We start from the raw sequence: 19996 nt of genomic DNA, 5'->3' as shown, positions 1-19996 counted from the left end.
CTAGGGTTTGGGGATGCCGGCAACCTTGATGGTGCCGTGGCGCGATTTGTAGTGCTTGTTCATGCTCACCAGAATGCTGGTCAGCCCTTCTACCGTGATGGCATTGTCGAGCTTACCAGCGTAATAGCCGTTCAGACCTGCGGCCTGCACCAGTTCCAGGGCGGCCTCGGCCGCGGTCATGTCATCGGCACACACCAGCACATCGCTATCCAGTGGCTGCGCAATGTTCTTGCGCAGCCCGGCCGCGGGCACGGTTTGAAAGGCGGCCGCCACGCGCACGCCCTCCCCCAGCAGGTCTTGGGCCTGGCGGGCGGCGGCGGGGGCCGCCGGCGGCGTCAGCGCAGGAAAGCTGAGCCGTGCTGTGGCATCCAGCAGGATCTTGCCTTGCAGCGCATCTTTCACCGCAGCCAACGCGGCCTCGTGGGCGTCTTGCTCGACAGTGAGGATGGCGAGCTGGGCGGCGGCCACGGCGGCCGCATTCTCCATGCCGCTGATTGCGTCGCGGCCAAGCTCAGCATTGAGTTCGGCCGCGGCGGCCTGGGCCTTCTCCGCGGTGCGCGAACCGACGATGACATGATGCCCGGCGTGCGCCCAGCGCAGCGCCAGGCCTGCGCCCAGCGCTCCTGTGCCGCCGATGATTGCAATGGTTTTAGGCAAGTTACTGTCTCCGCAAAATAATCAATTAACCGATTGGTCTTGATTAATTGATTTTATCAGCCTGCAGCGACCCTTATAATCTGCAGACAATGTCCGGCTCCCAAGTCATCATTGAAAACTTCCACAGCATAGCCCTGGAGCATAATCCGCTCGGCGACCCTGTGGCTCGCCGCGTGCCGGTCTACCTGCCCGCAGGCTACGACGAGAGCCAGCACTATCCGGCCATTTACCTGCTGGCCGCCTTCGGCAGCCGCGGGCTTAAGTTCCTCAACGATGACCTCTGGGAAGAGAACATCCAGCAGCGCCTCGACCGCCTCATCGCCTCTGGCGCCATGCAGCCCACGATCGTGGTCATGCCAGACGCCAGCACGCGCTACGGCGGTTCGCAATATCTGAACTCCGACGCGCTGGGCCAATACGAAGACAGCATTTTGGAACTGGTCAGCTTCATTGACCGCATGTACCCAACCCTAGCGGCCCCCGGCGCACGCGCCCTCGTCGGCCACAGCTCCGGAGGCTATGGGGCATTGCGGCTGGCCATGCGCCAGCCGGCCACCTTCGGCCTTGCCGCCGCCCACAGCGCCGACCTGAATTTTGAGCTGGCGTACCGTCCCGATTTTGGCGACTTGCTGCGCTATTACGAAAAAGCTGGCCCCGAAGGCTTACAAAACCTATTGGCCGAGCCTGCTCTCGCGCTGCAACGCGGCGCCCCGCACACGGCCCTCAACTTGCTGGCCATGGCGGCGGCCTACTCCCCCAACCCGCACGCGCCGCTGGGCTTTGACCTGCCCAGTGACCTGCACACGGGCGCCTGGCTACCCGAGGTCTGGCAGCGTTGGCTGGCACACGACCCGCTGCACATGCTTGCCACACACGCGGATGCGCTGCGTTCGCTGCGCTTGCTCTACATCGATTGCGGCAGGTACGATGAGTATAATTTGCTCTACGGGGCGCGCTTGTTCACCGAACAATTGCGCCAGCAGGACATCGCATTCCAATACGAAGAATACGAAGGTGGCCACCGCCACATGAAACATCGCTACGACACATCCTTCACTGCAGTCTCTGCAGCATTCGCATCCTGAGAGGAAAAGACCCCATGTCAGACCCACGCAGCACCGCCTTGCAATACGCCAAAGACAACCGCGCCCGCTTCCGCCAGGAGCTGGCTGATCTCGTTGCCATCCCCAGCGTCTCAGCCGACCCGCAGTACAAGCCAGACATCCAGCGCGCCGCAGAGTGGCTGGTGAACAAGCTCAAGAGCATGGGCATCGAGAACATCCAACTGCTGGATAACGGCGGCCACCCACTGGTCTTCGGTGAATGGAAAGGCGCCGGCCCCGACGCCAAGACCATGCTGGTCTACGGCCACTACGATGTCCAGCCGGCCGACCCGATGGAACTGTGGGACACGCCCGCCTTCGAAGCTGTGGAAAAAGGCGATCTGCTCTACGGCCGCGGTACCTCTGACATGAAGGGTCAGGTCATCGGCAGCCTGGCGGCCATCGAGGCCGCCTTGCACGCCGGCAACATTCCCGTCAACATCAAGTTCATGATCGAGGGCGAAGAGGAAACCGGCTCGCCCAGCATGGACAAGTTCATCAAGAAGCACGCCGACACCTTTGCCGCAGATTTTGCCCTCAATCCCGATGCCGGCATGCTCAGCCCCACCCAGCCCACGATCACCTATGGCCTGCGCGGCATGTCGTACTTCGAGCTGCACGTCACTGGCCCGGCCCTGGACCTGCATTCCGGCTTCTTCGGCGGCACGGTGCGCAACCCGGCCAACGAGCTGGCCCGCGTCATCGGCAGCATGCAAGACGAGAACGGCCGCGTCACCATCCCCGGCTTCTACGACAAAGTGCGTGAGCTGGAGGAAGAGGAGCGTGCCGACTTCCGCCGCTTGCCTCAGAACGATGACTTCTATCTCAAACAGGCCGGCTCCAAGGCCCTATGGGGTGACAAGAACTTCAGCGCTTACGAGCGCGCCACGGCCCAGCCCACGTTGGATGTGAACGGCCTGCTCTCCGGCTACACCGCCGAAGGCCCCAAAACCGTGTTGCCCGCCAAGGCCATGGCCAAGTTCTCGTGCCGCCTGGTGCCAGACCAAGATCCGTTTGAGATCGAAAAGCTGGTGCGCAAGTACATTGAAGACACCATTGACCCCAGCGTAAGCTGGGAGCTTAAGCTGCTTTCGGATGCCGTGCCCTCCATTTCTGAGCGCAACTCAGCCGCGGTGCAAGCCATGGCCAAGGCGCAGGAGAGGGTGTGGGGCGTCAAGCCCATCTTCCGCCGCGAAGGCGGCAGCGTGCCTGTGGTGGGTCACCTGCAGGGCCAGCTGGGCATTGAATCCATCAATGTGGGCTGCGGCCTGCCGGACGACCAGCTGCACTCCCCTAACGAGCGCATGCACATCCCCGGCTGGGAGAAGCAGATCGATTCGTTCATTCACTTTATCTACAACCTGGCTGAGTAGTGGCTGGCGCCAAAAAGGCAGACGCCAGCCGAGGCGTTCGCTTTGCGAACGCCAGTGACGCCGCTACTAGAGCCCCTAAGCCCCTGTATGGCGGCCAGGCCGTCATGGAAGGCGTGATGATGCGCGGCCCGCGCTTCATGGCGGTGGCCATGCGCGATCCGCGCGGCAAGATCGTGCTGCACAGTGAAGCGCTGAGCCCGATCTACACCAGCCCCTGGGCTAAAGTGCCCTTCCTGCGCGGCCTGCTGCTGCTGTGGGATGCGCTTGGCCTCGGTAGCCGCGTGCTGGGCCTCTCTGCCAATGTGCAAGCCGAGAGCGAAGAAGAGAAAATTGAAGGCGCGCCGCTGGTCATCACCATGCTGATCTCGTTCAGCTTTGCCATCGGCTTGTTCTTCCTGCTGCCCGCCGGCCTCGGCCATCTGGCCGAGCGCTACCTGGCGCTCAGCCCGCTGGCCGGCAACCTGCTCGAGGGCTTGATTCGCCTCATGACCCTGCTGGGCTACCTGTGGGCCGTTGGGCGCATGGATGAGATCCGCCGCGTCTTCGGCTATCACGGCGCTGAGCACAAAACCATCCACGCCTACGAAGCAGGCGTCAAACTCACGCCGAAGAACGTGGCCAGGTTCCCGCTGGAGCACCCGCGTTGTGGCACAGCCTTCCTGCTCAGCGTGATCGTACTTTCCATTCTGGTATTCACGCTGATCGGCCCGCTACCGTTGCTGCAGCGCCTGCTGCTGCGCGTACTGCTTATACCCGTGCTGGCCGGCATCGCCTACGAGTACCTGCGCTGGACGGCCAGCAACATCCGCAATCCGATCGTGCGCCTGTTGGTCGCCCCGAACCTGGCCCTGCAACGACTCACCACCCGCCCGCCAGACGTCAAGATGCTGGAAGTGAGCATCGCTGCTTTCAGCGAGATGCATAAGCTGGAGACCAGCAAGGCGCCCAAGCCGAAGGCGTTGGTCATAAAGCCTCCCAAGAAGAAGACGGCAAAGAAAACGACAAAGCGCACGACGAGCGCAAGAACCAAAAAGCTCCCAAGAAAAAACTAGCTCGTGCCCCCAACAAGGCAGCTATCGCTGCCTTGTTTTGCTTTTATCTTGCTTTCATCATGATCTGCAAACTGCCCTAGGTACAATCCAACGTATGAGACCCGCATCCCTGACACCCACGCGCCGCATAATACTTGCGCTGCTTGCCCTTGCCCTGGCCGCGATAGCCTGCGACTTTGGACGCTTCAACCCGGCCGGCGTTGGCCGCAGCCAGCCTGACTACGAAACCCGTGAACTCTTCCCCGGGGCGGTGTATATGCGCGTGGTGCGTCAAAGCCCGCGCCCTTTGGTTTTCCATGTCGTCACGATTGACCTGATGTCTGGGATTCGCAACATGGTCACTGAAGGCAACCCGGATACGCAACGCGTGGCGGCCCAGACCACCTCCAATTTCCTGCAACAGAACAACCTCATGCTGGCCATCAACGGTGATGGCTTCACTCCCTGGTTCGATCTTGGGCCGCTGGGTTCAAAGCCCGACCCGGGTGACAGGGTCAACCCGCTTGGCTTCGCGGTCTCGCGCAGCACGGTTTATTCCGAGGCGGCCAAGGGACATCCCATCCTGTATCTGTATGAAGATGGCAGCGCCGACATCAACGTATTGGAGAACAAGCTGCACAATGCCATCTCCGGCTTTGACCTGCTGGTCTCGGTGCAAGAGATCGTGCCCGGACTCAGGAACTCCGGGCCGGAGCCGCGTACTGCGATCGGTTTGAACCAGTACGGCACGCAGATGGTCATCATCGTGGTGGACGGGCGCATGCCCGGCTACAGCGAAGGCGTCACCGAGCAGGAGCTGGCCGGCCTGATGATGGAGCAGAATGTATTCACCGCCATGAACATGGACGGCGGCGGCTCCAGCACGCTGGTGATCCGCGGCGCGGACGGCCAGCCGGAGTTCCTCAACACGCCCATCCACAATGGTGTGCCGGGCCGCGAGCGCCCGGTGGCCAACCACCTGGGCTTCTACTTCCCCTAGCCGCACGCCAGTACAATCCTCCTATGAGCGAAACCTTACCCTGCGCCCAATGGCGGTTATTGCGCCACGCGCCGGCCAGCGGCACGCGCAACATGGCGGTGGACGATGCCATTCTGGAGCTGGCACGCAAGGGCGAAGCCCCGCCCACCCTGCGCCTGTATGACTGGGCGCCGGGCACGCTGACCCTAGGCCTGGGCCAGCCGCTGGCGGATGTGGACACCGGGCGCCTGGCCGCCAACGGCTGGGGCATGGTGCGCCGCCCCACCGGCGGCCGCGCCATCCTGCACATTGACGAACTCACCTACTCGGTCATCGGCGCCAACGACGAGCCGCGCCTGACGGGCGGCGTGCTGGAAAGCTACCGGCGCATCTCCGGCGCGCTGATGCAGTCGCTCAAGGTGCTGGGCCTGCGCGTGGAGCAGCAAACCGGGCACCAGCTGCCCGGCAACGCCGAACTGGGCCCGGTGTGCTTTGAAGTGCCCTCCGATTATGAGATCACCCTGGGCGGCAAGAAGCTCATTGGCAGCGCCCAGGCGCGGCGCAAAGGCGGCATGCTGCAGCACGGCAGCCTGCCGCTGTATGGCGACATTGCCCGCATCACCGAAGCGCTGGTCTACCCCAGCGAAACTGAGCGCGAGGAGAGCGCGGCCCGCGTACGCCAGCGCGCCGCCACGGCCGAAGAAGGCCTTGGCCGCACGCCTACCTATGCTGAGGCGTCCGCCGCGTTTATCGCGGGATTTTCTGAGATGCTGAATATTGATCTGGTAGAAAGCCAACTTACCCCCGAAGAAGAAACGGCCGCGGCGGAGTGGGAAGCGCAGCGCTACGCCAGCGCGGCGTGGATGGAGCGAGCATAACAAATGCGCCCTAGCGGGCGCATTTTTTTATTCAAAGATCACTTCAGGAAACCCGAGCTGCAAGAAGAAGCGATACAGAAAGTTCTCGGCATTGATCTGGGCCTGATCCAGGATGCCATCTGCGAGCGCAGCTTTCTCGATCTCATCTTCGGCGGCCTGGCGGGCAACGGTTTCCAAGCTCTGGTCGCCGCGGGTCAGCACGCCTTGCTCGCGGTCGTAGACGTATGACTTGTCATTCTCCAAGGTGGCGACGAAGATCTCAGCGGGCGGAAGTTTCACATATAGCACGCCATCTTCGATGCGCATGTCTTCGGGCTGCAGCTTCTGCAGGTCCACGCCGGCGATCACCGTGCCGTGGGCGACGAACAGGAGCCGGTCGCCCACCAGGAAGCCGAACAGACCCTGGCGCGTTTCGGCGGTGATGATCTTCTCCACCGAGTACTGGATGGTTTCCAGGCGCGCCATGCTGCGCACCTCATGCACGATCGTCACCGGGTCAGGGATGACGGTGGGCGTGGGATTGAGCACATTGGCCACCTGGGTGCTGACCGACTCGGAGAGCTGCTGGACGGGGTTGAGCGTGGCATTGGCCGCGCCGCGCACCACATCCAGGATCTGGAGCATGCCCCAGCCCACAATGCCTATCAGCACCAGGGAAGCCACCACCGGTAACCAACTGCGAACTCGTTCCATAGTGAGTTGATTATATAATGCGCGCATGAAAGTTGGCGTGCTGTTGCTGCATCTCAGATTCGTGGGCAGCGACTCGCTGAAGGCCAAGCGCAGCCGCCTGCTGCCGCTGCTGGCCCGCCTGCGCCGCGAGTTCAACATTTCGGCGGCCGAGGTGGATATGCAGGACAGCTGGCAGGATGCCGTGGTGGCCTGCGCGGTGGTGAATACGCGCGGCGGGGCTGCCGAGCGCAGCTTGCAGGAGGTGGTGACCTGGGTGGAGCGCAATTGGCATGATGCTGAAGTGGTGAGTGATCAGATCGAGTTGGTGTAATTTCACCGTATCTGGTTTCCCCCTTTCGATTTCATCAAAACTACTATCTCAAATCAACTTCCATGATGGCCCTTCGCTGCGCTCAGGGCGACACGGTCTTTGAAAAAGAGCGCCCTTGCGGGCGCTCTTTTTTGTTAGCGGCGGCGAGTGGTTTTCTTCGCCACCTTCTTGCGCGGCGTTTTGCGCACGGGCATGGATACGTAATCCGGTGTGGTGAGGCCGGCGATCAGCGTAAGCAGGAAGCCGGCAGCCGCCACCCAAGTGCCATAGCGCACCTGCGTATCAGCATTGTCATCCTGCACCACCATCAGGGCAGCGATGGCCAAGGCCGCCAGGCCCAAGCCACCCAAGCCGATCTGGGCGTTGCGTGTGACATAGAACAAGCCCAGGGCAGCACAGACGGCGGCGACCGCCACCAGGATCTTGTGCAGCTCGGCGCCATCCATGCGGAAGAGGCCAGGGCCGGTGATCTCACCGTCGCCACAGCTGGCGAGCGGCAGGACCATAAGTGCGAATAAAGCGATCAAAGAACCAAGTCGTGAAAGTGTGGTCTTTTCCATATGGTTCCTCCTTCTGATGGGATAACGAAACAGATGCAACTGAGTGACGCATAAAATTTCTGCTCAATCACGTTCAACAGCATTGTGATGTATATAGAAGCGAGTCTGCTCCAACTCTTGTTGATTGCGAATCACTCTTTCGTAGTAATTGCGTTGCCAGACTACGAAATCGGGCCTGCTTAATTTTTCTCTAATCAGTCTTGTGACAGCTGATTTATACGAACGCACAATCGCACCGAGAGAACCAGGAGTAACTTGCAGTCTATCTTGCCGTAGGGGCGCAGCATGCTGCGCCCCTACCTTAGTTTTGGAGTCTCCATTGATTAGCAGGATGCCATGTACATGGTTGGACATCACGATAAATTCATCCAAGCTCACACTTAAAAAGTGCGCTGGAATTGTATTCCAACAGTTATGCGCAATCTGCCCAAGATCGCCAAGAACAACTGTGTCTTTCTCCACGCTCCCAAATAAAGGCGCCTGTTTGTGAGTGGCTATGGTGACAAAATACGCGCCAGCCCAAGCATAGTTGTATCCGGGCAAACGGATAGACTTTCTCCCCCTGCGCATCCAACCCTATTCCCCTACGACATGGCGGGCGATGACCATGCGCATGATCTCGCTGGTGCCTTCGCCGATAGTCATGAGACGGGCATCACGATAGATGCGCTCGACCGGATACTCGGAGCTGTAGCCGTAGCCACCGTGGATCTGGATGGCGTTGCGGCAGACGGTCTCGGCGACCTCGGTGGCGAAGAGCTTGGCCATGGCGGCTTCCTTGGCGAAGGGCTTGCCGTTGTCCTTGTTCCAGGAGGCCTGCCACACTAGCAGGCGGGCGGCGTTGAGTTGAGTTTCGGCGTCGGCCAGCATCCACTGGATGGCCTGGTGGTTGGCGATGGGCTGGCCGAAGGTGTGGCGCTCTTTGGCATAGCGCACCGCCTCTTCGAGCGCGGCGCGGCCCAGGCCTACTGATAGTGCGCCGATGCCGACGCGGCCGCCATCCAACGTGGCGAAGGTGTATGCCAACCCCTTGCCCTGTTCGCCAACGAGATTGCCGACGGGCACGCGCACATTCTGGTAACTGAGCGCATGGGTGGGCGAACCGTGCAGGCCCATTTTCTTTTCCGCCGGGCCAATGGAGAGGCCGGGCGTATCGGTGGGTACAAGGATGAGGCTATGGCGCTCGCCGGTGCGCACGAGGGTGACGATGAAGTCAGCGATGGAGGCGTTGGTGCACCACATCTTGCTGCCATTGATGACCCAAGTGTCGCCTTCCAACACGGCTTGGGTCTGCACCCCGCCGCTAAGGTCGGAGCCGGCGCCGGGCTCAGTAAGCGCCAGGGCCGCCAGTTTGCTCTTGCCGCTGGCGGCCACGGGCAGGTATTTCTGCTTGAGCTCCTCAGAGCCGAAGAGAGCCACGGGTGCGCAGCCGAGGGCGCTATGGGCGCCGATGCTGAGGGCGGTGCTACCGCAGCCCCAGCCGAGCTCCTCGACCGCCAGGACGATGCTGAGGGTATCGAGCTCGGCGCCGCCGTAGGCCTCAGGGATGTGCATGCCCAGCAGGCCGAGGGCGGCGCCTTTGCGGGCAGCCTCCCAGTTGAACTCGCTGCGTTCATCCACTTCACGGGCTTTGGGCTTCACCTCTTTGGCGACGAAGTCGTGGACGGCGGCTTGCCATTGCTTGTGCTCCTGGCTGAGTTCAAAGTTCATCTGGGCGGTCTCCTTAAGGATGGTGGCCTTAATTGTAGCTGGTGTATAGCGCTGGCGTTTTTGCCCGTACAGGGGGCAACTTCGCAAAAGATGTTGTTCGTTTTTGGCCTGGGGGTGGGGTGTGCAACCAAAAAGATATCTGGAAACTTGACAACCACCTCAAATCAACTCTATGAATGCCCTTCGCTACGCTCAGGGCGACACGATCTCTCAAATTGTCCACTTTCTTCCAGTTGCTGATACACCACTATGCCTTAGTTTGGGGGCTAGAGGGCTTTTGGCAAGCATGCGTCAAGCTGTTGGACAAGAGATCTACATTGGGCGCTGTTTTATACTTACCGCATGGATGTGCGCATTGAAGCCAGCTGGAAGGACAAGCTGGCCGAAGAATTTGAGAAGCCGTATTTTGGGCAGCTGGCCGAGTTCGTGCGGGCGGAGTACAAGCAGTTCACCATCTATCCGGCGGGCGGCAAGATCTTCAATGCGTTTGACGCCTGCCCGTTTGACAAGGTAAAAGTAGTCATTCTGGGGCAGGACCCGTATCACGGCCCCGGGCAGGCCAACGGCCTGTGCTTCTCGGTGAGCGAGGGCATTCCGCTGCCGCCCTCGCTGCAGAACATCTACAAGGAACTCAGAGACGACCTCGACGTTCAGCCGCCTGCCAGCGGCGACCTGGAGCGCTGGGCACGGCAGGGCGTGCTGCTATTGAATGCGACCCTGACCGTGCGGCGGGGTGCGGCAGCCAGCCACCAGGGCAAGGGCTGGGAGGAGTTTACCGATGCGGCCCTGCGCCTGCTCTCGCAAGAGCGCGAGCACCTGGTCTTCATCTTGTGGGGCGCGTATGCGCGCCGCAAGGGCGCATTCATTGACCGCATGAAGCACCTGGTGATCGAGTCGGCCCACCCTTCCCCGCTTTCGGCGCACAATGGCTTCTTCGGCAGCAAGCCGTTCTCAAAGACGAATGAGTATTTGACGAAGTATGGGCTTGAGCTGGTACAGTGGTAACCCATTTACAAACATTTAGGGAGCAAAAATGCGCTTTTCTCCAGTTCCAAGCGAATCCCGCGAAAAGATAAATGAAGCGGGAAAAATCCTCGCATCAGATAACCCGACTCAGCAAGAGCGAACTTGGGCGCTCGACTTAGCAGAACGTTGGCGAGCATGTCATGCATACCCAATAAACACATTTCAAGCTACTCTTCGGGATAAAACAAGGAACTTTCAGGGTGAGCCTATTGTCGCGCAACGGCTCAAACGCATGCCAACGATCATCGACAAGCTAAGACGGTATCCATCAATGAGCCTATCCCGTATGCAGGATATAGGTGGAGTTAGAGCAATACTGGGTAGCTTTACAGATGTAGAAAGACTGGCACATCAGTATCTAAAAAATCAGAATTTCACACATGAGCTGAGCACAGTTCGAGACTACATAACAAACCCTCGTGATGAAGATGGCTATCGCAGCTTGCACTTGGTTTACAAGTATCGGAACCCTAGAAACCCAGATTTCGATGGTCTCCGACTTGAAATGCAATTGAGAACCAGGCGTCAGCATATTTGGGCAACAGCAGTTGAAACAATGGGGTTTGTTTTGAAGGAGCCATTAAAATCCCGAAGGGGCAGTCAAGCGTGGATTGATTTCTTTGCCATCTTAGCATCGGCTTTTGCACATCAAGAGGGTACCCCTCTTGTGCCAAGGTTTGCACATCTCAATTACGATGAAACGATCAAAGAGCTCGCTAGGGTCGAAAAGGATTTAGGCGCCCTAATAATGATTAGTGGAGTTTCAGCTGCAGCAGAGCATATTCTGAAGAATCAGAAAGGTTCCTCTTACCACCTGCTTGTCCTTGATACAAACAAAAGGACAGTAAATGTTAAGGGCTATGACCGTGATAGTTTTGCTGCTGCCGAAAAAGACTACTCTTATTTCGAGAAAAGAATACAGGACGGAGAAGATTTGGAGCCCGTTCTTGTGTCTGCTGGGCCGATAGATAGACTTCGAAGCGCATATCCCAACTTCTTTTTGGACATCCGCGACTTAGAAAAAGCAGTCCGCGAGTTGTTAAGTTAAGGCCTCACTAACACTTCTACGCTGTGATCAACGCGATGGCCAGCAACGCCAGCCCTACTCCGACAACTTGTAAGCGGCTGAGATGCTCTTTTTCGATGAGGCGGGCGAGCAGCACGGTGATGCCCGGGTAGAGCGAGACCAGTACGGCGGCAATATCCAGGCGGCCGGTTTGCACGGCGCGCAGGAAGAGAAAGTTGCCCAGCATATCCAGCACGCCGGAGGGGATGAGGATAGCCATGGGCAGCTTGCCGGGCAGCAGCGGGCGGCGGGTGGCGAGGGCGATGGCGGCGAGCAGCAGGCTGGAAGCCAGCCGGCTGGCGGCCAGCGGCCAAAAGGTGACGTCTGCGCTGATCTGATCGAGCGTCGTGAAGAACAGGCCAAAACCGAGGCCGGCGATGATGCCAAGGCCCAGGCCGGAACTGCGATTCTTGTCGCCGCCGCGCGGTGACACCAGCCAAATGCTGAGCAGCGCCAATGCAAAGCCCCACAGCTGCTGCTGCGGGGGAATTCCGGCGCTGAGCGCTGTGACCAGCACGGGCACCATGGCGCCCATAGCGGCGGCCACCGGCGAGACCACGCCCATGCGCCCCACGGCGAAGCCGTGCAGCATGGACATGAAGCCCACCGTGCCCACCAGACCGCCGAGGATGCCCCAGCCCAGATCAGATAGTGAGGAGAGCGGCTCGTTGATGGCAAAGGCGCCCACCAGGGCGGCGAGGAAGCCGATGGGCAGCGAGATCAGTAGAGTATGGAAAGCGCCGATGCGGCGCGCACCGAGCCCGCTAATAAAATCTCCGCTGCCCCACGATAAGGCAGCGGAGAGGGCGTAAGCGACAGAAGTGGCTAACGCGTTCATTTATCCTGACGGCGGGATGTTGTAGTTGCTGCTAAACACATTGTCGGGGTCGTATTGCTGCTTGAGGCGGGCCAGGCGCTGTAGGGTGGCAGGCGGGTAAATAGAGGCAACATCCTCCGCCGTGGCGGTGTGGAGGAAGTTGATGTAGCTGCCCTGCCCCAAGGCGGCGACTGATGCCCAATGGCTCATCTGGGCGGCCACTTCCACCTGCGGGGTATCGCCGGGGAAGAAGCTGCCCATGAACATCATGATCTCGCTGTCACGCAGGCTATAGGCAGTCTCATCAGCCGGCACGCGCTGCACCGCGCCGCTCATGTGGCGCAGCTGGAAGACGCGCATGCCCGGGAGGCTGTGCTGCGCCAGAATGGCATCCACAACTTCGTCACTCAGGGTCTTGAAGAAGGTATTGCGTACCGTAATGATCATGCCTTCGGGCGGGTGCGCCTCTTCCAGCACTTCGGCATAGGCCACTTCTTTGATATCCACCGCAGCCGGTGTGCCCAGGCTGAGCAACGGCGCCAGGTGCGGCTCGGCCTCGGCGGCCGGGCCGGCAAAGCAGGCCAGGATCATGGCGGCGGGCTGCATGCCGGGCGCAAAGGCCGGCATGAGGGTCAGCGAGGTCGTCAGATCCTCGCTGGAGTCGCGCACGGCATCACGCCAACCGCGCAAGAGCGCGGGCAAATTATCCTGCGGATAGTTGATGGTGGCGAAGGTGATCTTGCCTACCGGCTGGGCGATGAAGTCGAATGAGGTAATTACGCCGAAGTTGGCGCCAGCGCCGCGGATGCCCCAGAACAGCTCGGCATTCTTGTCTTTGCTGGCGCGCAGCAACTGGCCATCGGCCGTGACCAGCTCGACACCGACGAGATGGTCGAGGGCGAGGCCAAACTTGCGCACCATCCAGCCGATGCCGCCGCCGAGGGTGAGACCGCCCACCCCTACCGTGCGGGTATCGCCGGATGAGATCGCCAGCCCGTGCTGGCCCAGCACGGCGGCCACATCGCCCCATACGGCGCCGGCGCCAATGCGCACCGCGCCGCTGGCGGCGTCGAGCACTTCGATGCTGTTCAGGTTGCGCAGGCTGATGACCACGCCGCCGCGGTTGGTGCTTACGCCGGCGGTGTTGTGCCCGCCGCCGCGCACGCTGACCTGCAGCCCTTGGCTGCGGGCAGCCGCCAGGGCAGTGGCTACGTCTTGCGGCGTGCGCGGCTGCAACACGGCAGCAGGCGCGCCCGGGCCGCCGTAGGTGTTGGCGGCAGCGGCATAGCCGTCAGCGCCGGGGAGAATGATCTCGCCGCTGAACTTGCCTGCAAGGGTTTGGGGGTCGAAGGCCATAGGTTTCCTGTTATTTCTTGCGCTTGGTTGCTTTCGGCTTGGTCTTGCGCGGCTCCAGCATGCTACCGCGGCAGTTGTCTGCGCCGCAGCGGCACAGGTAGAGCTTGTCCACATCCGGGGCATCATCCTTGCTGCGGGTCAGGTTGTAATCGTAGAAGAACTCCTCGCCCTTCTGAATGGTGCGGGTGGCTTCGATATAGATGCGGCCCTTGTCATCCACCGCCTCGCAGTTAGGATCGCAGGAGTGGTTGATGAAGCGGGCATCGTTGCCATTGACGCCGGCGTCAATGGTGGTCTTTTTGTCCACGTTGAAGAGCACCACAATGCTCTTGGGGCCGGCGTTGGCGTAACGCTCATCGGCTTCTTTGGGGCTGATACGTTCGCCCTGATACTCAATGATGCGCGTGCCTTTGCGGATCTTCTTCAGCGCAAAACCGCCATAGCGGTGGATGGGCGACTTGCGCACTTCCATATACTGATTGGTCATGTTCACCACGATGCTTTCTATTGAATTTGCGATGGAATTTAACCACTAAATTTAACGCTGTACCTTGCGAATATGCTCCACCGCGTCTGGATTAACCAGGGAAGACGTGTCGCCGGCATCCAAGCCAAGGTAGGCGGCACGCACCATACGGCGCATCACCTTGGCGTTGCGGGTCTTGGGCAGGTCGGGCACGAAGTGGACGGCCTTGGGCGCCAGCGGCTTGCCGAGGGCGGCGGCCAGCAGCGAGCGCAGCTCGGTGGCGAGGGCGTCATCGCCGGCGGCCGCCTGCGGCGCCAGCACGCAGAAGACGACCAGGGCGCTGCCCTTGAGCTCATCCGGCACGGCGATGGCGGCGGCTTCGACGACGGCGGCGTGCGCCACCAACACCGACTCGACCTCGGCCGGGCCGAGGCGCTTGCCGGCGATCTTGATCGTGTCATCCGAGCGGCCGAGGATGTACCACTGGCCGTCTTCATCGCGAGCGGCCCAGTCGCCATGCACCCATACGCCGGGCCAGCGTGACCAATAGGTTTCTTCATAACGCTGCGGGTCTTGCCAGAAGCCGCGGGTCATGCCGATCCACGGCGCTTTGATGACCAGCTCGCCCACCTGGCCGGTGACCGAGTTGCCATGTTCGTCGTAGACATCTGCGGCGATGCCCGGGCACGGGCCGGCAAAGGCGGTGGCTTTGAGGGGCAGGATGGGATTGCCCATCACGATGCCGCCGGAGATCTCGGTGCCGCCGGAATAATTGATGATGGGCCGCTTGCCCTCGCCCACTACGTTGAAAAGCCACAGCCATGGGTCAGGGTTCCACGGCTCGCCCGTGGAAGCGAAGAAGCGCAGGCTGGCAAGATCGTGCGCTTTGGGCAGCTGGTCGCCGAGGGGCATGAGCGTGCGCACCAGGGTGGGCGAAACGCCCAGGGTGGTGATGTGGTGGCGGGCCACCTGGGCCCAGGTGCGGTCAGGCTGCGGGAAGTCAGGCGCGCCATCGTATAGAAAGAAGGTTGCACCCAACAACAGGCTGCCAAAGACCAGCCAGGGACCCATCATCCAGCCCATATCGGTCATCCAGTAGATGAGGTGGCCCGGGCGTACATCGGTGCCGAAGGCCATATCCTGGGCGGCCTTGACCGGAAAGCCGCAATGGGTATGCACGGCGCCCTTGGGTCGCCCGGTGGTACCGGAGGTGTAGATGATCATCAGCGGGTCTTCCGCACTGGTGATCTCGGTGGGCGACTGGGCGGCCTGGGTACTGACCAGTTCATGCCACCAATGGTCACGCCCCTGTTGGAACGGCACGGGCAGCTTGGCATGATCGAGCACGATGATGTGCTGCAGATCGGGCAACTGAGCGGCGGCCGCATCGGCTGTGGATTTCATCTCGACCGGTTTGCCGCGGCGCGGGAAGCCATCGGCGGTGAAGAGCGCCTTGGCGCCGCCGTCCGCCAGGCGGCTGACCACCGCGTCGACGCCGTAGCCGGAGAAGAGCGGCAGGATGATGCCGCCCACTTTGGCAATGGCCAGCAAGGCCACGGCGATCTCGGGCACCATGGGCATGAAGATGCCGACGGCATCGCCTTTGCCAATGCCCAGCGAACGCAGGGCATTGGCGGCCTGGCAGACCTGGGCGTTCAGTTCAGCGTAGCTGAGCGTGCGTGACGCGCCGTCTTCGCCCTCCCAGACCAGGGCGGGTTGGCTGGCATGCGGCGTATCAATGTACTTATCGAGGCAGTTATGGACGATGTTCATCTGGCCGTCGATACACCACTGCGGCCAGGCGATGCCCTTGCTAAGGTCTACGACGTTGCTATAGGGCTTGTAGAGCTGAATGTGGAGGAATTTGAAGACTGCATCGGTGAACCAGGCCACATCGGCAGTGGAGCGCTGCATGAGCTCATCAAAGCTGGCGATGTTGTGGGCGCGCATGAACGCGGTCAGGCGGGCATTGTCTATATAGTCTGCGCTGGGCCGCCAGACAATGGGGCCTGAGGCGAAGTCTTCTGGCATGGGTTAATTGTAATGGGCGAAGGTGATGGGGATGTGAAAGGAGTACATTACCCAGTTCAGCTATTTCTTTTTTCTTCTTTCAGGGGCTCTGCCCCTGACCCCGCTGGGGGCACCAAAGTTGGTGCCCCCAAACCCCCTCCGCAAACGGACATCGGGGATTGCATTCGAGATCGGCTCCGCTATGCCCCTCGTTGAAAGTTGATACTCTATGCTGATTTTCTATACTTATGGTTACGCCTCAATAATGGCCCAAGCTGCTATTGCTTGACCGCTGTCAGCCAGAAGAAATAGTCGCCCACCCACAAATCGACATCAGTGAAGCCCAGAGCTTGCAGTTGCGTCTGCAGACCTTCGGGCGCGTGATAGACCTTGACGATGCGATAGGTATGTCCGTTGTGCAGGGTGCGGGTTTGTTCCATCTCATTTTCAACCGGGCCAGAGAGCTGCCTGCCGCCGCCCGGTTCATCGGCGATGAAGATTCGCCCGCCGGGCTTCACGGCCGCGGCGGCCTGCTGGATGAAGGCGGCAAGCCGCTCTGGCGGCACGTGCGAAATCCAGAACGCGAAGAATACAAGATCATAAACGCCCACAGGTTGCCAAGCGAACAGGTCGGCTTGCTGGTAGCGCACACGCGGGTTCTTGAGCTTGGCCTTGTTGGTGGCCAGCATCTCCGGCGCGCCGTCTACGGCAGTGATGTGCTCCGAGATGTCGAGCAGCTCCTGCGTCCACAAGCCCGTGCCGCAGGCCAGCTCCAGGGTGTGATGCACCTGCGGCACTTCATGCAGGCGGCGGGCAATGTACTGCCATTCGGTGTCCACTTCGGGGATGCCGGGGCCGGTGTAGCGCCCGGTTTGCTGCACTGATTCGTCGTACTCCTGGGCGCGGGCGTTGTAGTAGGCCAACTGTTGGGCAAAAAGCTCATCGGACATGAGGGATATTTTAGTAGAGATTGGAGGGTGAACCGTGTGCGGGCTGAGAATCACCAACGGCTTGACTCGCCGGCCGATACAAGATATATTCCCTATCAAATAGTTTCCAAAAGCAACTAATGCCCGAGAAGAAGACCGCCCCCAGCGAAGTACTTGAAACCATCCCGATGGTGATGCGCATCATCCGGCGCAATTTCCGCGCCCGGCGTGACCCCGATCTGACCCTGCCGGAGTTCCGCGCCCTGGCCTATATCAACCGCAACGCCGGTTGCGGGCTGACCGAACTGGCCGAGTTCGTAGGCGTGGAGGCCCCCGCGGCTTCAAAACTGGTGGAGAGCCTGGTGCAGCGCGGGCTGGCCAAGCGTGAAGCACATGCCGGCGACCGCCGGCGTGTGCAATTGAGCGTGCTGCCCAAGGGGCAGAAGAGCATCCACACCGTGCGCGAGCATACGCGTGAATTTTTGGCAGAGCAACTGGCCCACCTGAGCCAGAAAGAGCAGGACGCCGTGATCAGCGCCATGCAGATCCTGAAGGACGCGTTCGGCAGCCTACCCTCCGGGCAGCTCTCGGAATCAAAGAAGGAGTAGTACGCAACCCATGAATGTGATTGAAACTCACCAGCTTACGCGCCAGTTCGGCGCCTTTATGGCCGTGAACGGCGTCTCGTTAGCCCTGCAAGAAGGCGAGATCTTTGGCCTGCTGGGGCCGAACGGCGCCGGCAAAACCACGATGATCAAGATGCTCACTACGCTGCTGCCGCCCAGCGGCGGCAGCGCCAGCGTGGCGGGCTACGACATCGTGACCCAATCGGCCCTGGTGCGCCGCTCGACCGGCTATGTGCCGCAGCTGCTCTCAGCTGACGGCAACATGACCGGCTACGAGAACCTGCTCATCTTCGCCAAGATCTTTGACCTGCCCACGAATGTGCGCGAAGAGCGCATCCAGCGCCTGCTGGAGATGATGGGCCTGCAAGAGGCGGCCGGGCGCATGGTCAAGACCTACTCCGGCGGGATGATCCGCAAGCTGGAGATCGCCCAGTCGGTCATTCACCGGCCGCGGGTCCTGTTCCTGGATGAGCCTACGGTGGGCCTGGACCCGATCGCGCGTGCTTCGGTGTGGGAGCACATCAAACGCCTGAGGGATGAGTTCAACACCACGATCCTGCTGACCACTCATTACATGGACGAGGCGGACGGCCTGTGCCAGCGCATCGCCATCATGCATCAGGGGCAGCTGGCTGCGATCGGCTCGCCGGAGGAGCTCAAGGCTTCGGTGAACGGCGGCGCGAACCTGAACGATGTATTCAGCCATTACGCCGGAGCGGCTTTGGAGGCGCCCGGCTCCTATCTCGAAACATCACGCACGCGCATCAATGCCAACCGAGTCCGCTAAGGGTCGTGTTTTCATAGCGGGAGCCAGCGGCGTGGTGGGCCGCAGCCTGTGCCGCCTGCTGGTCAGTGAGGGCTGGCAAGTGAGCGGAACCACGCGGTCAGCCCATAAAGCCGAGCTGCTGAAGGGCTTGGGCGTGCTGCCAGTGATCGTGGATGTATACGACGAGGCCGCGTTGCGGGAGCATATGCTGCACGCGGCGCCTGAAATAGTTGTGCACCAACTCACTGACCTGAGCGGCCTCACTGACCCGCAGCAAATCAGCACCGTGCTAGCGCAAAATGCGCGCCTGCGCGAAGAGGGGACTCGCAGCCTGGTGGCGGCGGCCGCCGCTGCAGGCGCCCGGCGCATGGTGGCGCAAAGCATCGCTTTCGCTTACGCACCCGGCCCGCGACCTTACAAGGAAGATGCCGCGCTAGCGGTAGACGACGCCCAGCGCGGCCAGACGGCCCGGGCCGTGGCCAGCCTAGAGCAGCAAGTACTGGGCGGCCCGTTTGAGAGCTTGGTGCTGCGCTACGGCAAATTCTACGGCGCGGGCAGCGGAGCAGACCAGGCACCGGCGGGCGGCGCGGTGCATGTGCACGCCGCCGCAGACGCAGCCAGGCGAGCGCTCACCCACGGCGCCGCCGGCATCTACAACATTGCAGAGCAAGACGGCACAGTATCCAGCGCTAAGCTATCGCCGAACTGGGCTGGAACCCTGCCTTTCGTATGGAGACCGAATGACCCACACAGACATTGTCACTCCCCCGGCCGCCTGGCTACGGCCTTTCACTGCGGTAGCTTTTTTCATCCGCAAGACGCTCAACATCGCTGAAATGGAGATGCGCAAACTACGCCACGAGCCGCTGGACCTGCTGACGCGGGCTGCTCAGCCGGTGCTATGGATTCTTATCTTCGGCCAGGTGCTGGCTGGCGTGCGCGCCATCCCCACCGGTGAGTTTGGCTATATCGAGTTCATGGCGCCGGGCATCCTGGCGCAGAGCATGCTGTTCATCTCGATCTTCTACGGTATCTCGATCATCTGGGAGCGCGACCTGGGCATCATTCACAAGTTCCTGGCAGGGCCGGCGCCGCGTGCTTCGCTGGTGCTGGGCAAGGGGCTCTCGGCCGGGGTGCGCGGTATTTCGCAAACCTTCATTATTTATCCGCTGGCGTACATCATGGGCGTCAAGCTGGATTTCAACATCTTCGCTCTGCTGGGCACGCTGTTCACGGTGCTGATGGGCGCGGTGCTGTTCTCGACCTTCTCACTGCTGGTAGCGATCAAGGTGAAGACGCGCGAGCGTTTCATGGGCATTGGCCAATTCATGACCATGCCGCTGTTCTTTGCCAGTAATGCGATCTACCCGATCGAGATCATGCCGGGCTGGTTGCAGGCGATCTCGCGCTTCAACCCGCTAACGTATGTGGTGGATGCTTTGCGCACATTCATGCTGGATGGCGGCCAAAGCCATTTTGGCCTGGGAACCGATTTTGCAGTACTGATCCTGGTAGCCGCGCTGTTTGTGTGGTGGGCAGGGCGTGCGTATCCGAGTTTTGTGAATTGAGGGTGTTACTTGTAAGGGAGTTGCCACAGAATGGCTAGCTGGGAACCTTACCCTTAACGGATTCCTCCTCGG

The 19996-nt window shown here is 60.8% G+C and carries 22 protein-coding genes; 12 read left to right on the top strand and 10 right to left on the bottom strand.

Annotation, left to right across the window (positions count from 1 at the left end; genetic code table 11):
- Positions 1-657: an NADPH-dependent F420 reductase gene (npdG, locus tag KIT08_09135; GenBank protein ID UYN89250.1), complete on the bottom strand. Its 657-nt coding sequence runs from the start codon at positions 655-657 to the stop codon at positions 1-3.
- A gap of 89 nt (positions 658-746) precedes the next feature.
- On the opposite strand from npdG, the gene KIT08_09130 reads away from it, so the two are divergent.
- From KIT08_09130 to KIT08_09110, 5 genes are all read left to right on the top strand, one after another.
- On the top strand, positions 747-1742 hold the full coding sequence (locus tag KIT08_09130) for a hypothetical protein (GenBank protein UYN89249.1): 996 nt from the start codon (positions 747-749) through the stop codon (positions 1740-1742).
- Positions 1743-1756: 14 nt separating this feature from the next.
- Complete coding sequence (locus KIT08_09125) at positions 1757-3133, top strand: dipeptidase (protein UYN89248.1); 1377 nt, start codon at positions 1757-1759, stop codon at positions 3131-3133.
- Positions 3133-4185, top strand: a complete 1053-nt coding sequence (locus KIT08_09120; protein UYN89247.1) for a DUF1385 domain-containing protein — start codon at positions 3133-3135, stop codon at positions 4183-4185. The genes KIT08_09125 and KIT08_09120 overlap by 1 nt, the downstream gene beginning before the upstream one ends.
- Positions 4186-4279: 94 nt before the next feature.
- The gene (locus KIT08_09115) at positions 4280-5164 is read left to right on the top strand and encodes a phosphodiester glycosidase family protein (protein UYN89246.1); all 885 of its coding nucleotides are present in this window, start codon (positions 4280-4282) and stop codon (positions 5162-5164) included.
- Positions 5165-5187: 23 nt separating this feature from the next.
- Positions 5188-6021, top strand: a complete 834-nt coding sequence (locus tag KIT08_09110) for a lipoate--protein ligase family protein (protein ID UYN89245.1) — start codon at positions 5188-5190, stop codon at positions 6019-6021.
- 27 nt (positions 6022-6048) lie between these two features.
- On the opposite strand, the gene KIT08_09105 is transcribed toward KIT08_09110, so the two are convergent.
- Positions 6049-6714, bottom strand: coding sequence for a DUF4230 domain-containing protein (locus tag KIT08_09105; protein UYN89244.1), 666 nt, complete (start codon positions 6712-6714; stop codon positions 6049-6051).
- Between the two features lie 25 nt (positions 6715-6739).
- Here KIT08_09105 and KIT08_09100 point away from each other — a divergent pair, with 25 nt between their 5' ends.
- A complete protein-coding gene (locus tag KIT08_09100) occupies positions 6740-7024 on the top strand; it encodes a DUF503 domain-containing protein (GenBank protein ID UYN89243.1) in 285 nt (94 codons plus the stop codon).
- Between the two features lie 134 nt (positions 7025-7158).
- On the opposite strand, the gene KIT08_09095 is transcribed toward KIT08_09100, so the two are convergent.
- The 3 genes from KIT08_09095 to KIT08_09085 form a co-directional block, all read right to left on the bottom strand.
- The gene (locus tag KIT08_09095) at positions 7159-7584 is read right to left on the bottom strand and encodes a hypothetical protein (GenBank protein ID UYN89242.1); all 426 of its coding nucleotides are present in this window, start codon (positions 7582-7584) and stop codon (positions 7159-7161) included.
- Between the two features lie 63 nt (positions 7585-7647).
- Positions 7648-8046, bottom strand: coding sequence for a hypothetical protein (locus tag KIT08_09090; protein UYN89241.1), 399 nt, complete (start codon positions 8044-8046; stop codon positions 7648-7650).
- Positions 8047-8160: 114 nt separating this feature from the next.
- Positions 8161-9294 carry an acyl-CoA dehydrogenase family protein gene (locus KIT08_09085; GenBank protein ID UYN89240.1) on the bottom strand — a complete coding sequence of 378 codons (1134 nt, stop codon included), beginning with the start codon at positions 9292-9294 and terminating at the stop codon, positions 8161-8163.
- Positions 9295-9636: 342 nt separating this feature from the next.
- Here KIT08_09085 and ung point away from each other — a divergent pair, with 342 nt between their 5' ends.
- On the top strand, positions 9637-10299 hold the full coding sequence (gene ung, locus KIT08_09080; protein UYN89239.1) for a uracil-DNA glycosylase: 663 nt from the start codon (positions 9637-9639) through the stop codon (positions 10297-10299).
- Positions 10300-10327: 28 nt separating this feature from the next.
- Positions 10328-11368 (top strand): RelA/SpoT domain-containing protein, encoded by a 1041-nt coding sequence (locus tag KIT08_09075; protein ID UYN89238.1) that lies wholly within the window; start codon positions 10328-10330, stop codon positions 11366-11368.
- Between the two features lie 16 nt (positions 11369-11384).
- Here the strand turns inward: KIT08_09075 and KIT08_09070 are convergent, their stop codons facing one another.
- The 5 genes from KIT08_09070 to KIT08_09050 form a co-directional block, all read right to left on the bottom strand.
- A complete protein-coding gene (locus KIT08_09070) occupies positions 11385-12224 on the bottom strand; it encodes a DMT family transporter (GenBank protein UYN89237.1) in 840 nt (279 codons plus the stop codon).
- A complete protein-coding gene (locus KIT08_09065) occupies positions 12225-13559 on the bottom strand; it encodes an FAD-binding oxidoreductase (GenBank protein UYN89236.1) in 1335 nt (444 codons plus the stop codon). It abuts the gene before it with no gap.
- A 10-nt stretch (positions 13560-13569) separates the two neighbouring features.
- Positions 13570-14046: an SET domain-containing protein-lysine N-methyltransferase gene (locus KIT08_09060; protein ID UYN89235.1), complete on the bottom strand. Its 477-nt coding sequence runs from the start codon at positions 14044-14046 to the stop codon at positions 13570-13572.
- A gap of 51 nt (positions 14047-14097) precedes the next feature.
- Entirely contained in the window at positions 14098-16056 is a 1959-nt protein-coding gene (locus tag KIT08_09055) for an AMP-binding protein (protein ID UYN89234.1), read from the bottom strand.
- A gap of 257 nt (positions 16057-16313) precedes the next feature.
- Positions 16314-16985 carry a class I SAM-dependent methyltransferase gene (locus tag KIT08_09050; protein UYN89233.1) on the bottom strand — a complete coding sequence of 224 codons (672 nt, stop codon included), beginning with the start codon at positions 16983-16985 and terminating at the stop codon, positions 16314-16316.
- A 119-nt stretch (positions 16986-17104) separates the two neighbouring features.
- On the opposite strand from KIT08_09050, the gene KIT08_09045 reads away from it, so the two are divergent.
- From KIT08_09045 to KIT08_09030, 4 genes are read left to right on the top strand one after another with little or no spacing between them, the layout of a single operon-like run.
- The gene (locus tag KIT08_09045) at positions 17105-17572 is read left to right on the top strand and encodes a winged helix-turn-helix transcriptional regulator (protein UYN89232.1); all 468 of its coding nucleotides are present in this window, start codon (positions 17105-17107) and stop codon (positions 17570-17572) included.
- 10 nt (positions 17573-17582) lie between these two features.
- Positions 17583-18377 carry an ATP-binding cassette domain-containing protein gene (locus KIT08_09040; GenBank protein UYN89231.1) on the top strand — a complete coding sequence of 265 codons (795 nt, stop codon included), beginning with the start codon at positions 17583-17585 and terminating at the stop codon, positions 18375-18377.
- A 31-nt stretch (positions 18378-18408) separates the two neighbouring features.
- Complete coding sequence (locus KIT08_09035) at positions 18409-19191, top strand: NAD(P)H-binding protein (GenBank protein ID UYN89230.1); 783 nt, start codon at positions 18409-18411, stop codon at positions 19189-19191.
- On the top strand, positions 19097-19924 hold the full coding sequence (locus KIT08_09030) for an ABC transporter permease (protein ID UYN89229.1): 828 nt from the start codon (positions 19097-19099) through the stop codon (positions 19922-19924). Before KIT08_09035 ends, KIT08_09030 begins: the two co-directional genes overlap by 95 nt.
- Positions 19925-19996 lie beyond the last annotated feature (72 nt).

It is taken from the genome of Anaerolineales bacterium (assembly GCA_025808555.1).
GTDB lineage: Bacteria > Chloroflexota > Anaerolineae > Anaerolineales > UBA11579 > JAMCZK01.
This window is presented reverse-complemented; position numbering and strand designations above follow the sequence as displayed.